Origin of the sequence: Streptomyces sp. NPDC059649 (assembly GCF_042734445.1) — a bacterium.
Classification (GTDB): Bacteria; Actinomycetota; Actinomycetes; order Streptomycetales; family Streptomycetaceae; genus Streptomyces.
The window spans coordinates 17,497-29,865 of the sequence record NZ_JBHWDV010000046.1 but is presented as its reverse complement, the minus strand read 5'-3'; the positions used below and the strand labels follow the sequence as shown (position 1 = coordinate 29,865).

The following is a 12,369-nucleotide window of genomic DNA, read 5'->3' as shown; positions in this document are numbered from 1 at the left end:
CCTCAATTCGCCTGTCCTACGCGTCAGTTGTGGCCGAACCGGCGCTCGCGGTTCTTGCGGGCAAGATCCCCCGGGGTGGCGCTGACCGACTTCGCCTGGGCCTCCATGGATGACCTCTGGGCCGCCTGCTGGCCGCGCTCCGCCTGGCTGGCGGCCTTCTGACTGCGGTTCTGTTTCTTGTCCTTGGCCATGACCGTTGCCTCCTGAGGGGGAATCTGGGATCGGGGCCGCGACCAGACTTACACGCGGGACAGAACCCTGCATTTCGGGCAATTACCCTCTGTAATGCGGTCGATCACGCGCTGTACCCGAGATCCCCGCCGAATCCGCCACGCCGATGATCCAGTTCCGGCAGATAACGCCCGTACGGTCGGGCAGACTCGAAGGAAAGCCGAAGGAAAACTCGTGCCACGGGCCGAGCCGGGGGGCGACCGGACTTTCAGCACCTCAGGGAAGAGGGTGGAACGTGGATCGCTGCGTCGTCCTGGTGGACGCCGGATACTTGCTCGGCGCCGCCGCGAGCCTGCTCGCCGGAGAGCCCGCCCGGTCCCGGATCACCGTCGATCACGCCGCCCTCATCCAGGGCCTGCGCCAGCGCGCCGAGGCGGACACCGAACGCCCGCTGCTGCGCATCTACTGGTTCGACGGCGCCCCCGACCGCGTCCCGCAACCCGAGCACCGGCGGCTGCGCGTGATGCCCCGGGTCACCGTCCGGCTGGGTGCCCTGACCCGCAGCGACGGCCGCTGGGCGCAGAAGGGCGTGGACGCCGCCATGCACGCCGAGCTGACCGAACTCGCCCGTAACCGCGCCTGCTCCGACATCGTCCTGGTCACCGGCGACGGCGATCTGCTGCCCGGCCTGATGTCCGCGAAGGAACACGGCGTCGCCGTCCACCTCTGGGCCGTCCAGGCCGCCGACGGCGACTACAACCAGTCCGAGGACCTGGTCGCCGAGGCCGACGAGCGGCGCGTCCTCGACCGCACCTGGATCACCCGCGCGGTCCGCGCCAAGGAACTCAGCGGCCTCTGCCCGCCCCCGCCCGTCCCGCGCCCCGAGATCGCCGCCATCCTCTCCGCGCCGCTGCCCGAGTCCGCGGTCGCCGCCGCCGCGGCGGCGACCGCCTCGCAGTCCGGCCCGGACCAGGCCGACGGCACCCACCCGGGCACCCCCGCCAACGGCGTGACCCGCCCCGCGGCCGGCAGCAACGGCGACCAGCCCTCCGGCGCCGAGCCCGGCACCAGCGGCAGCAGGGGCGTGCCCACGCCCAAGGACCTGGCCGGCCTCGGCCGCGACCGGGCGGCCGGCCAGGGCGCCGCCCAGCCCACCGCCGCGGGCGGCGCCACCCTGCGCTGGTCGTCCGACAAGGGCTGGGTCGAGCGCGGCGGCCCGGTCGGCGAACCGGACGCGACCGCCTCCCTGCCCACCCTCGCCCAGCTCACCAGCGCCGAACAGCGCTGGGCCGACCGCGAGGAGGACATCACCGCGGTCAGCGGCGACCCCTTCGAGGTCGGCCAGGTCTTCGCCCGCCGCTGGACCGAGCGGCTCTCCGACCCGGCCCACCTCCAGCAACTGTCGACCGAGTACCCGCGCATCCCGCACCGGATCGACGGGGAACTGCTGCGCTACGCCGCCCGGTTCGGGCTGCTCGCCCACAAGGACGACCAGATCGACGAGCACGACCGCTACGCGATCCGGGCCGGCTTCTGGCGCGAGGTCGACCTGCGCACCGCCGCCGAACACGCCCCCGCCGGGGACTGACCACCACCGTCCGGCACGCCCGCCCCGGTGCCCCGCGGACCGGCGGCGGCCCCGGGACGCGTACCCTCATAGCTCGTGAGGACGGGCGCAGAAGGGCCGGAGCACGGCGGGCCGGTGATCGCCGTGCGGGAGCTGGTCAAGACCTACCCCGCACCGCGCGGGCGCCGCGGGGCGGCAGCAGCCCCCGCCGTACGGGCCAACGACGGCATCAGCCTGGACGTACGCCGCGGGGAGATCTTCGGGCTGCTCGGGCCCAACGGCGCCGGCAAGTCCACCCTGGTCCGCCAGCTGACCGGCCTGCTGCGCCCGGACGCCGGCAGCATCCACGTCCTCGGCCACGACCTGGTCCGCCACCCCGAACGCGCCGCCCGGCTGCTCGGCTACCTGGGGCAGGAGTCCACCGCCCTGGACGAGCTGACCGTCGCGCTGGCCGTGGAGACCACCGGCCGGCTGCGCGGCCTCGGCGCCCGGGAGGCGCGCGCGGAGCGGGACGCGGTCCTCGCCGAGCTGGGCCTCACCGACCTCGCGGCCCGCCCCCTGAAGAAGCTCTCCGGCGGTCAGCGCCGGCTGGCCTGCTTCGCCACCGTGCTGACCGGCGAGCGGCCGCTGCTGGTCCTGGACGAGCCGACCACCGGCATGGACCCGGTGGCCCGGCGGGCCGTATGGGCCGCGGTGGACCGCCGCCGGGCCGAGCGAGGCGCCACGGTCGTGCTGGTCACCCACAACGTGCTGGAGGCCGAGAGCGTGCTGGACCGGGTCGCGGTGATCGACCGCGGCCGGGTCATCGCCTGTGACACGCCCGGCGGACTGAAGGACATGGTCAGCGACGAGGTCCGGCTGGAACTGGTCTGGCGCGACCGCCCGCCGCTGGACGTGCCCGAGGTCGCCGCCCTCGAAGCCGCCGCACGCACCTCCGGCCGCCGCTGGACCCTCCGCCTCCCCGCCGACCAGGCCCGCTCCGCGGTCACCGCGGTCACCGCCGGCCCCGCGTTCGCCGCCCTCGACGACTTCACGCTCGCCACGCCGAGCCTGGAGGACGTCTACCTGGCGCTCGGTGGCCGCGCCGAAGGACTGGTGAAGGCATGAACACCGACCGGCCCGGCGGACGTACTGCACACCGGGGAGCGGCCGGGGGACCGAAGACGCACGGGGGACACCACGAGGAAGGCTGGATGACACGGTGAGTGTGGTTCCCGCGCAGGCGGTGGCCGGGACGACGTCCCCGGCCGCCGCGGACGCGTCCGCCGAGGCCGCCCCGCTGGCGCCGCGCGCCCGCTTCGGGCCCGCGCTCGGCGCCGTCTACCGCGCCCAGCTCTCCCGCGCCCGGGTCGCCCGGATACCGCTGCTGTTCGTCGCCACCTTCCAGTCCATCGGGATCATGGTCCTGCTGCGCGGCGTCGTCGACGGCGGCGACCCGGCCCGCGACGTGGTCGCCGGCTCCAGCGTGCTGGTCGTCGCCTTCGTGGCGCTGAACCTCCTCGCCCAGTACTTCGGCCAGCTGCGGGCCGGCGGCGGACTCGACCACTACGCGACGCTGCCGGTGCCGCCGGCCGCCGTGGTGCTCGGCGCGGCCGCCGCCTACGCGTCCTTCACCGTGCCCGGCACCCTCGTCACCGCGGTCACCGGCTGTCTGCTCTTCCAGCTGCCGATGACCCACCTGTGGGTGCTGGCCGCCGTGCTGCCGCTCGCCGGTGCCGCCCTGGCCGGGCTCGGCGCGGCCCTCGGACTGCTCGCCCCGCGCCCCGAACTCGCCACGCTCTGCGGTCAGTTGGGGATGTCGGCGGCACTGCTGCTGGGCGTGCTGCCGGCCGCCCGGATGCCCGAGCTGATCGGCTGGGCACGCGATCTGCTGCCCTCCACCTACGGCGTCGAGGCGCTGGCCAGCAGCTTCGGCGCGCACCCCGACTGGTCGGCGGTCGGCGCCGACCTCGGCGTCTGCGCCGCCGTCGGCGTGCTCTCGCTGGCCGTCGCCACCTGGGCCTACCGCCGTGCGGCGACCCGGTGACCGGCACCCCGGCGCCGAACGGGCGTCCTGCTTCCGGTCCCACCAGCCCCACCTGGCACGATGACGGGGTGACCGCACCGCTGACGCCCTCCGACAACCAGCCGCCCGAAGAGCCGCAGCACCCCGACGCCGCGCCCGCCGGCCCCGGTGCCACCGGCACCGACGACCCCCCGCTCGGCCGCGAGCTGCGCGAGGCCGCGCTGATCGCGCTGCTGGTCGCGGTCAGCGGCGTCCTGCTCGGCGTCCTGTGGGACTGGCTCGCCCCGCACATCCCGCTGATCGCGGACAGCCACAACGTCTACCTCAAGGACACCGAGGGCGAGGAGGCGATCGGCACGGACGGCACCTTCCTGCTGCTGTCCCTCGGCTTCGGCGTGCTCAGCGCCGCCGTGACGTTCCTCTTCCGCCGCCGCGCCGGCATCCCCCTGGTCGTGGCGCTGACCGTCGGCGGACTCCTCGGCGCGGCCGTCGGCTGGATCACCGGCATGTGGCTGGGCCCCACCCCGGACCTCGCCGCACACGCCAAGCAGGTCGGCCCCGGCGTCACCTTCTACGCCCCGCTCCGCCTCCAGGCCAAGGGCGCCCTGCTGGCCTGGCCCCTCGCCGCCATGGTGACCCAGCTCGCCCTGACCGGATTCTTCGGCCCCCGCGACCCGGAACTCCCGGCCCCGGACTGGTCCGCGGCCCCCGCGCCCGGTGACCACCACGGTCACCACCCGCCCGCCGACGGCTGACGACGGGGGGCGGCACCACGGCCGCCCCCGCCCTTCGTCACCTCTTGGCGATCGGCGCCAGCCGCGCCCCCGTGAGCGCCACCAGATCCTGCGGAGCCAGCTCGACCTCCAGCCCGCGCCGCCCCGCCGACACACACACCGTCGGCCGGCCCTCGGCCGAGGCGTCCACGACCGTGGGCAGCCGCTTGCGCTGCCCCAGCGGCGAGATCCCGCCCACCACGTACCCGGTGGTGCGCTCGGCCACCGCCGGATCGGCCATCGCGGCCCGCTTGCCGCCCACCGCGGCCGCCAGCGCCTTGAGGTCCAGCGACCCCGACACCGGCACCACGGCGACCGTGAGCGTCCCGTCGACCTCCGCCAGCAGCGTCTTGAAGACCTGCTCGGGTGCGACACCGAGCGCTTCGGCGGCCTCCTCACCGTACGAGGCGGTGGCCGGGTCGTGGTCGTAGGAGTGGGTGGTGAAGGCGACACCGGCCGCGGTGAGCGCGACCGTCGCCGGGGTGCCGACGGACTTCCTGGACTTCTTCGCCAACGTCTTCGTACCTCTTCGTACGGCTGCGGTCGGTCAGTTGGGGCTGGTCGGCTGCCGGGTGAGCTCCACCGCCGGCAGCGACGGGAGCTTACCGAGCAGCGCCGACTCCTGACGAAGGAGTTTCAGCTCCTGCCCGAGCCGGGCCGCGGTGTCCGGCGCCTCCAGCAACTGCTGCTTGGCGGGCACGTCCAGCACGGCCGCCGCCGCGACGAGGTACGACAGCACCGCCGGATCGGCCGGCAGGTCCTGCCCGCTCGACAGCGTCCGCTCGTTCGCCCAGGCCAGCCGCTTCTGATACGTACGGAAGGCCCGTACGACACCCGAGGCGAGCGCACCCGCGCCCTCGCCCTGACTCTCCTCGAGCTCCTCCACCTCGCCGGTCAGATACGGCCCGGAGGCGTCCACGGACAGCAGCCGGAAGCGGGTGGTGCCGGTGGCCAGGACCTCGTAGCCGGCGTCGGCCGCGGACGACTTCTCGCGGATGGTCGCGGCGTCCGCGACGCACCCCACCGTGTGGAACGCCCGGATCGGCTCGTCCCCGAAGCCCGCCGCGGGCCCCTTCTCGTCCGGCAGCGTGCTGTCCGGCAGGCCGTGCGCGGTGGGCGCGACCTCGCGTCCGTCCCGGATCGCGATCACCGCGAACCGGCGCTCGTCCTCGGGCAGCGCGGCCAGATCGCGCATCATCGCCCGGTACCGCGCCTCGAACACGTTCAGGGGCAGCACGAGCCCCGGGAACAGGACCGAGTTGAGCGGGAAGAGGGGTAGCGAGGTCACGACGTTAGCCTAGCCCCACGTTTTTGGGCTCCTCGCCGTTCCGCTGCGCTTGGCGGCGCCGCCCACGTAGCTGTCTGCGGCGCCGCGGTGGTTTCTCGCCGTTGCGCTTGGCGGCGCCGCCCACGTAGCTGTCTGTCCCGCCGCGGGTGTGGTTCGCCGTTGCGCCTGCGGCGGGCTGGTGGTTGTCGGGTGCGGTGACGGACCTCCGGGGCCTTGTTCGTGGACTGCTTCGCTTTACGTCCACGAACAAGGCCCCTCCGGCCCGTCCCCTCCCGTGAGGGGGGAAGTTGAGGGCGGTGGGGGTGGGCGTGGGGGGTCCCTTAAGGGCGGGGCCGAACAGATCCCGTAAGGGATACGGGCACCCCTTGCGGGCCTCAACCCGACGGGCCGGGGCGGTATTCCCCACACCGCACGACACAAGACACCGCACGACGCGAGACACCGCCGAACGACAACGCCCGCCCCCACTCACCCCTCCCCCCACCAACGGGAGGGGACAGACCGGAGGACGAAGTCTGTAGGGCTGTCACCGCACCCGCACACACCACGCCCGCCGCCAGGCGCAACGGCGAACAACCTCGACGGCGGGAAAGACGGGCACGTGCGGGGCGCCGCATCGCGGCAACGGCGAGCGAGCCCCGCGGCGGGACAGACGGGTACGTGCGGGGCGCCGCAAAGCGGCAACGGCGAGCAACCCCGCGGCGGGACAGACGGGTACGTGGGGACTACTGCCGCCGCAACAGGCGGGACGCGCCCGCGGCGACCGTTGTGGCCAGGACCCAGCCGGCCATGATGAGGATCGCCGCGACCCATTGGGCGATTCCTCCTGGTTTCCAGGCGGCGTCCTGGTTGAGGTCTATGACGGGGAGGAGGAGGTCGAGGGAGTAGAGGTACGGGTTCCAGGGGGGTGCCTCGCCGGGCTTGAGGGGTGGGGGCGGGGTCGCCGAGAAGTAGGCCGTGCCAATGGCCCAGAGGATGGCCATCCAGACCGCGGCGCGGCCGGGGCGGTAGCCGTAGGCGACGGTCCAGTCCTGGAGGAAGCCCCACGCCTTCGCGGCCAGCGGCAGCGTCTCGCGGCGGCGGCGCTGCTTGGCCAGCAGGACCTCGCGGGCGTCGGAGTCCTCACCGCTGGCGCGCAGCGAGGCGGCGAGCATCTCGTAGGGCTCGGGAGCGTATTCGGGGGTCGCCGCGGCGACCCACTGGAGGCGGAGGCCCAGCGGGAAGTGGCCGCGCGGTATCAGCGTCTCGTAGGCGAAGCCGGCCATCCACAGGCCGCCGAGGCCGGGCCAGCTTGCCGACTTGTCGACGAGGTTGACGACCCGGGCGCCGGAGAGGATGACCCGGCCGCGCTGCGGCCGCTCGCCGAGGAACCGCAGCTCCGGGGTCTGGATCCGGCGCAGCGACAGCTCCTGGTCGGACTCCATGACGAACCGCGCGTGTTCAAAGTCGACCGCGTCGCCGAACCGGCCGTCGTCCAGCCGCATCCCGCCCTCGCACTCGAAGCGCTGCATACGGGTGCCGCGCGGCGGGGTGGTGGGGATGCCGTACGGGGGAGTGATGCCGCTGGAGAACGGGGAGTTCGCCAGGCCCGCGGCGGTCAGGTAGAGGGTGCGCTCGACGGTGAGCTGCGGGGCGTTCAGCGCCCGGCGGCCGAACGGGTTGCTCAGGTGGCTGCCGCGCAGGCTCAGCGACACCCCGACCGTGGCGCCGCGCAGCGACAGCTCGCCGTAGGACTCCAGCATCTCGGCCTGCAGGTCCTGGGCGACGGTGAGGCCGTCGGCCATGACGGAGCGGCCCTGGCGGTCCTTGTGGACGACGGTCTGGTTGAGCATGAGGTCGGTGCCGATGTGGGCGTCGGTGAGCCGGATGCCGGACTGCACGACGCAGCGCGGCAGATGCAGATCGCCCTCGGTGTGCAGCCGGGCGGCCTCCAGCCGGGGGATCGCGCAGTTCACCATCCGCAGCGTGCTGAACCGGCTCTCCGGCAGCACCACCTCGGCCTCGAAGCGGCAGTCCCGCAGCTCCACGAATGGCTTGATCGTGCCGCCCGCCACGTCGAGAGTGTCCGTGATGTACGCGCCGGTGAGCTTCAGCGCCGAGACCCGGCCCGGCTGCGCCGGCGGCCCGTCGAGCAGCAGCAGCGCCAGCACGCGGGCCCGCACCCGGCGCTCCGGGCCCCACAGGTGCTGGCCGTGCGGATCGTCGCGGACCGGGTCCCCGATGTGCAGATCGCAGGTGCTGCCGTTGCGGAAGGCCTGCCACATGCTCCATTCCGCCGAGGTCAGCCGCAGGTCGGCGGGCGCGTCGCCGTCCCTGGTCTCCGTCACTGTGTTCCCCCTTGCTGTTCCGTGGTCCGCCGCGGCGCGTGCCTGCTCCGCCGTCTTCGCGTGTCGCAACCTGTTCGGACGCATTCCGTGCGCCGGTCCGCGCGCGTCCCGCGGCCGGTCCCGCAGGTCTCCCCGTACGCCGCTACGTGGCCCTTGCCCGCCCGGTGACCGGTTGAACACGCGTGGTCAGGGCCAACTCCGGTCAACTTCGCGGCGCCGGGTCACCCTGCGTCCGGCCCCCGCGTCGCTGTGTATCACTGAGTGATACGGGCGGCCGGGCGCGGGAGCGGGTCTGAGACACTGGGGACGTGATCTCCCGAATCGATCTGCGCGGTGACGCCCTTCCCGAGGGCGGCGCCCTGCGCGACCTGCTGCCCCGTGCCGAGTTCGACGTGGAGGCCGCCCTTTCGAAGGTGCGGCCGATCTGCGAGGACGTGCATCATCGTGGCGACGCGGCGCTGATCGAGTACGCGGAGAAGTTCGACCACGTCACGCTGGACCAGGTCCGGGTGCCGGCCGCCGCGCTGACCCGTGCCCTGGAGGAGCTCGACCCGGCCGTGCGCGCGAGCCTGGAGGAGTCCATCCGGCGCGCCCGCATCGTCCACCGCGCCCAGCGCCGCGCCCCGCACACCACCCAGGTCGTGCCCGGCGGCACGGTCACCGAGAAGTGGGTGCCGGTCGAGCGGGTCGGGCTGTACGCCCCCGGCGGCCGCTCGGTCTACCCGTCGTCCGTGATCATGAACGCCGTCCCGGCGCAGGAGGCGGGCGTCGCCTCGACGGCGCTGGCGTCCCCGCCGCAGAAGGAGCACGGCGGCCTGCCGCACCCGACGATCCTCGCCGCCTGCGCGCTGCTCGGCATCGACGAGGTGTACGCCGTCGGCGGCGCCCAGGCCGTCGCGATGTTCGCGTACGGCACCGAGACCTGCGCCCCGGCCAACATGGTGACCGGCCCCGGCAACATCTGGGTCGCCGCCGCCAAGCGTTACTTCACCGGCCGCATCGGCATCGACACCGAGGCCGGCCCGACCGAGATCGCCATCCTCGCCGACGACACCGCCGACGCCGCGCACGTCGCCGCCGACCTGATCAGCCAGGCCGAGCACGACCCGCTGGCCGCCGCGGTCCTCGTCACCGACTCCGTCGAGCTCGCCGAGGCCGTCGAGAAGGAGCTGGAGCCGCAGGTCGCCGCGACCCGGCACGTCGACGACCGGATCGTCCCGGCGCTGTCCGGCAAGCAGTCCGCGATCGTCCTGGTGGACGGCGTCGAGGAGGGCCTGCGGGTCGTCGACGCGTACGGCGCGGAGCACCTGGAGATCCAGACCGCGGACGCCGCCGCCGTCGCCCAGCGGGTGAAGAACGCCGGCGCGATCTTCGTCGGCCCCTGGGCGCCGGTCTCGCTCGGCGACTACTGCGCCGGCTCCAACCACGTGCTGCCCACCGGCGGTTGCGCCTGCCACTCCTCGGGCCTGTCCGTGCAGTCGTTCCTGCGCGGCATCCACATCGTCGACTACACCAGGGACGCACTGGCCGAGGTCGCGCACCACGTCGTGACGCTGGCCGAGGCCGAGGACCTGCCCGCACACGGGGCGGCCGTCAAGGCCCGGTTCGGCTGGAAGGTCCCCGAAGGCAAGTGACGCGAGCGAAGCAAGGCACTCCACCCATGACCCGCACCTCCCCAGTGGCCGGCCTGGACGACCTCCCGGTCCGCGACGAACTGCGCGGCAAGTCCCCCTACGGCGCCCCGCAGCTGGACGTCCCGGTACGGCTGAACACCAACGAGAACCCCTACCCGCTGCCCGAGCCGCTGGTCGAGCGGATCGCGGAGCGGGTGCGCGAGGCCGCCCGCGGCCTCAACCGCTACCCGGACCGGGACGCGGTCGAGCTGCGCACCGAGCTGGCCCGGTACCTCACCCGCACCGGCCGGTACGAGGTCGGCGTCGAGAACGTCTGGGCCGCCAACGGCTCCAACGAGGTCATCCAGCAGCTGCTGCAGACCTTCGGCGGTCCGGGCCGCACCGCGATCGGCTTCGAGCCCTCGTACTCGATGCACTCGCTCATCGCGCGCGGCACCGGCACCGGCTGGATCTCCGGTCCGCGCAACGACGACTTCACCATCGACGTGCCGGCGGCCGAACGCGCCATCGCCGAGCACCGTCCCGACGTCGTCTTCATCACCACCCCCAACAACCCCACCGGCAACGCCGTCCCGGCCGAGGCGGTGCTCGCCCTGTACGAGGCGGCCCAGGCGGCCAGGGCGGGGACCGCCGGGGCGATGGTCGTGGTCGACGAGGCGTACATCGAGTTCAGCCACGGCGACTCGCTGCTGCCGCTGCTCGCCGGGCGGCCGAACCTCGTCATCTCCCGCACCATGTCGAAGGCCTTCGGCGCGGCCGGGCTGCGCCTGGGCTACCTCGCCGCGGACCCGGCGGTGGTGGACGCGGTCCAGCTGGTACGGCTGCCGTACCACCTCTCGGCGGTCACCCAGGCCACCGCGCTGGCCGCGCTGGAGCACACCGACACCCTGCTGAAGTACGTCGAGCAGCTCAAGCAGGAGCGCGACCGGCTGGTCGCCGAACTGCGCGCGATCGGCTACGACGTCGTCGAATCCGACGCCAACTTCGTCCAGTTCGGGCGGTTCGCCGACGCCCCCGCGGTCTGGCAGCAGATCCTCGACCGCGGCGTGCTGGTCCGCGACAACGGCGTACCGGGCTGGCTGCGGGTCTCCGCGGGCACCCCGGCGGAGAACGACGCGTTCCTCGACGCGGCCCGTGAACTAGTGACGTTCGTGGGGGACACCACCCCCACGCCCCCGAAGGAGCAGAGCGCATGAACCGCGTCGGACGCGTGGAGCGCACCACGAAGGAAACCTCCGTGCTCGTCGAGATCGACCTCGACGGCCGGGGCGAGGTCGACGTGTCGACGGGTGTCGGCTTCTACGACCACATGCTCGACCAGCTCGGCCGGCACGGCCTGTTCGACCTCAAGGTCAAGACCGACGGCGACCTGCACATCGACACCCACCACACCATCGAGGACACCGCCCTCGCGCTCGGTGCCGCCTTCAAGCAGGCCCTCGGCGACAAGTCCGGGATCTACCGCTTCGGCAACTGCACCGTCCCGCTGGACGAGTCGCTCGCCCAGGTGACCGTCGACCTCTCCGGCCGCCCCTACCTGGTGCACACCGAGCCCGAGAACATGGCGCCGATGATCGGCAGCTACGACACGACGATGACCCGGCACATCTTCGAGTCCTTCGTCGCCCAGGCGCAGATCGCCCTGCACATCCACGTCCCGTACGGGCGCAACGCCCACCACATCGTGGAGTGCCAGTTCAAGGCCCTGGCGCGAGCCCTGCGCTACGCCAGCGAGCGCGACCCGCGCGCGGCCGGGATCATCCCGTCGACCAAGGGAGCCCTGTAGTCCCGTGAACGGCCTGTCGACCGTCTTCATCCTGCTCGGGCTCTTCCTCCTCGGCGGTGTCTACTCCTTCTGGAAGCAGGAGCTGCCCAAGAGCCTGATCGTGCTGCTCTCCGTCGGCTCGGCGATGTGCCTGGCCGCCGGTGTGCTGCGGCTGGAGGTGTGGAATTGACCGCCCCGTCCTCCCGTAAGAAGGTCGTCGTCCTCGACTACGGCTTCGGCAACGTCCGCTCCGCGGAGCGCGCCCTGGCCCATGTCGGCGCGGACGTGGAGATCACCCGGGACTTCGACCGGGCGATGAACGCCGAGGGGCTGCTGGTCCCGGGCGTGGGCGCGTTCGCCGCCTGCATGCGCGGGCTGAAGGAGGTCCGCGGCGACTGGATCGTCGGGCGCCGGCTGGCCGGCGGCCGCCCGGTCATGGGCATCTGCGTCGGCATGCAGATCCTCTTCGGCCGCGGCATCGAGCACGGTGTGGAGACCGAGGGCCTGGACGAGTGGCCGGGCACGGTCGGCCCGCTCAAGGCCGACATCGTTCCGCACATGGGCTGGAACACCGTCGACGCCCCCGAGGGCTCGCGGCTGTTCGCCGGGCTGCCCGCCGACGCCCGCTACTACTTCGTGCACTCCTACGCGGTGCACGACTGGGAGCTGGAGATCGGCAACCCGCACCTCGCCGCCCCCAAGGTCACCTGGGCCACGCACGGCGAGCCGTTCGTGGCCGCGGTCGAGAACGGCCCGCTGTGGGCCACCCAGTTCCACCCCGAGAAGTCCGGCGACGCCGGTGCCCAGCTCCTGACCAACTGGATCGAAACGCTGTGAAC

General features: G+C 73.3%; 13 protein-coding genes. 9 read left to right on the top strand and 4 right to left on the bottom strand.

Features of this window, described 5'->3' with window-relative positions; genetic code table 11:
* Positions 1–23 precede the first annotated feature (23 nt).
* On the bottom strand, positions 24–191 hold the full coding sequence (locus ACFV1J_RS32525; protein ID WP_385864146.1) for a hypothetical protein: 168 nt from the start codon (positions 189–191) through the stop codon (positions 24–26).
* A gap of 275 nt (positions 192–466) precedes the next feature.
* Between ACFV1J_RS32525 and ACFV1J_RS32520 the strand changes: the two genes are divergently transcribed.
* From ACFV1J_RS32520 to ACFV1J_RS32505, 4 genes are all read left to right on the top strand, one after another.
* Positions 467–1,759: an NYN domain-containing protein gene (locus ACFV1J_RS32520; RefSeq protein WP_385864144.1), complete on the top strand. Its 1,293-nt coding sequence runs from the start codon at positions 467–469 to the stop codon at positions 1,757–1,759.
* Positions 1,760–1,834: 75 nt separating this feature from the next.
* A complete protein-coding gene (locus tag ACFV1J_RS32515; protein ID WP_385864142.1) occupies positions 1,835–2,845 on the top strand; it encodes an ABC transporter ATP-binding protein in 1,011 nt (336 codons plus the stop codon).
* A 100-nt stretch (positions 2,846–2,945) separates the two neighbouring features.
* Entirely contained in the window at positions 2,946–3,764 is an 819-nt protein-coding gene (locus ACFV1J_RS32510) for an ABC transporter permease (RefSeq protein ID WP_385864193.1), read from the top strand.
* 68 nt (positions 3,765–3,832) lie between these two features.
* Positions 3,833–4,498: an ABC transporter permease gene (locus tag ACFV1J_RS32505; protein ID WP_385864140.1), complete on the top strand. Its 666-nt coding sequence runs from the start codon at positions 3,833–3,835 to the stop codon at positions 4,496–4,498.
* A gap of 37 nt (positions 4,499–4,535) precedes the next feature.
* Here ACFV1J_RS32505 and ybaK read toward each other — a convergent pair whose 3' ends face one another.
* The 3 genes from ybaK to ACFV1J_RS32490 form a co-directional block, all read right to left on the bottom strand.
* The gene (ybaK, locus tag ACFV1J_RS32500) at positions 4,536–5,030 is read right to left on the bottom strand and encodes a Cys-tRNA(Pro) deacylase (protein ID WP_385864138.1); all 495 of its coding nucleotides are present in this window, start codon (positions 5,028–5,030) and stop codon (positions 4,536–4,538) included.
* 33 nt (positions 5,031–5,063) lie between these two features.
* Positions 5,064–5,804: an LON peptidase substrate-binding domain-containing protein gene (locus tag ACFV1J_RS32495; protein WP_385864135.1), complete on the bottom strand. Its 741-nt coding sequence runs from the start codon at positions 5,802–5,804 to the stop codon at positions 5,064–5,066.
* A 725-nt stretch (positions 5,805–6,529) separates the two neighbouring features.
* Complete coding sequence (locus tag ACFV1J_RS32490; RefSeq protein WP_385864133.1) at positions 6,530–8,131, bottom strand: oxidoreductase; 1,602 nt, start codon at positions 8,129–8,131, stop codon at positions 6,530–6,532.
* A gap of 308 nt (positions 8,132–8,439) precedes the next feature.
* Between ACFV1J_RS32490 and hisD the strand changes: the two genes are divergently transcribed.
* Genes hisD through hisH form a run of 5 tightly spaced genes read left to right on the top strand, consistent with a single transcriptional unit; the run spans position 8,440 to position 12,367 of the window.
* Entirely contained in the window at positions 8,440–9,765 is a 1,326-nt protein-coding gene (gene hisD / locus ACFV1J_RS32485; protein ID WP_385864131.1) for a histidinol dehydrogenase, read from the top strand.
* A gap of 26 nt (positions 9,766–9,791) precedes the next feature.
* The gene (locus ACFV1J_RS32480) at positions 9,792–10,961 is read left to right on the top strand and encodes a histidinol-phosphate transaminase (protein WP_385864129.1); all 1,170 of its coding nucleotides are present in this window, start codon (positions 9,792–9,794) and stop codon (positions 10,959–10,961) included.
* Positions 10,958–11,551 carry an imidazoleglycerol-phosphate dehydratase HisB gene (gene hisB, locus ACFV1J_RS32475; RefSeq protein ID WP_261952040.1) on the top strand — a complete coding sequence of 198 codons (594 nt, stop codon included), beginning with the start codon at positions 10,958–10,960 and terminating at the stop codon, positions 11,549–11,551. The genes ACFV1J_RS32480 and hisB overlap by 4 nt, the downstream gene beginning before the upstream one ends.
* A gap of 4 nt (positions 11,552–11,555) precedes the next feature.
* On the top strand, positions 11,556–11,720 hold the full coding sequence (locus ACFV1J_RS32470) for a hypothetical protein (RefSeq protein ID WP_385864125.1): 165 nt from the start codon (positions 11,556–11,558) through the stop codon (positions 11,718–11,720).
* Complete coding sequence (hisH, locus tag ACFV1J_RS32465; RefSeq protein ID WP_385864124.1) at positions 11,717–12,367, top strand: imidazole glycerol phosphate synthase subunit HisH; 651 nt, start codon at positions 11,717–11,719, stop codon at positions 12,365–12,367. Before ACFV1J_RS32470 ends, hisH begins: the two co-directional genes overlap by 4 nt.
* The last annotated feature ends 2 nt before the right edge of the window (positions 12,368–12,369 follow it).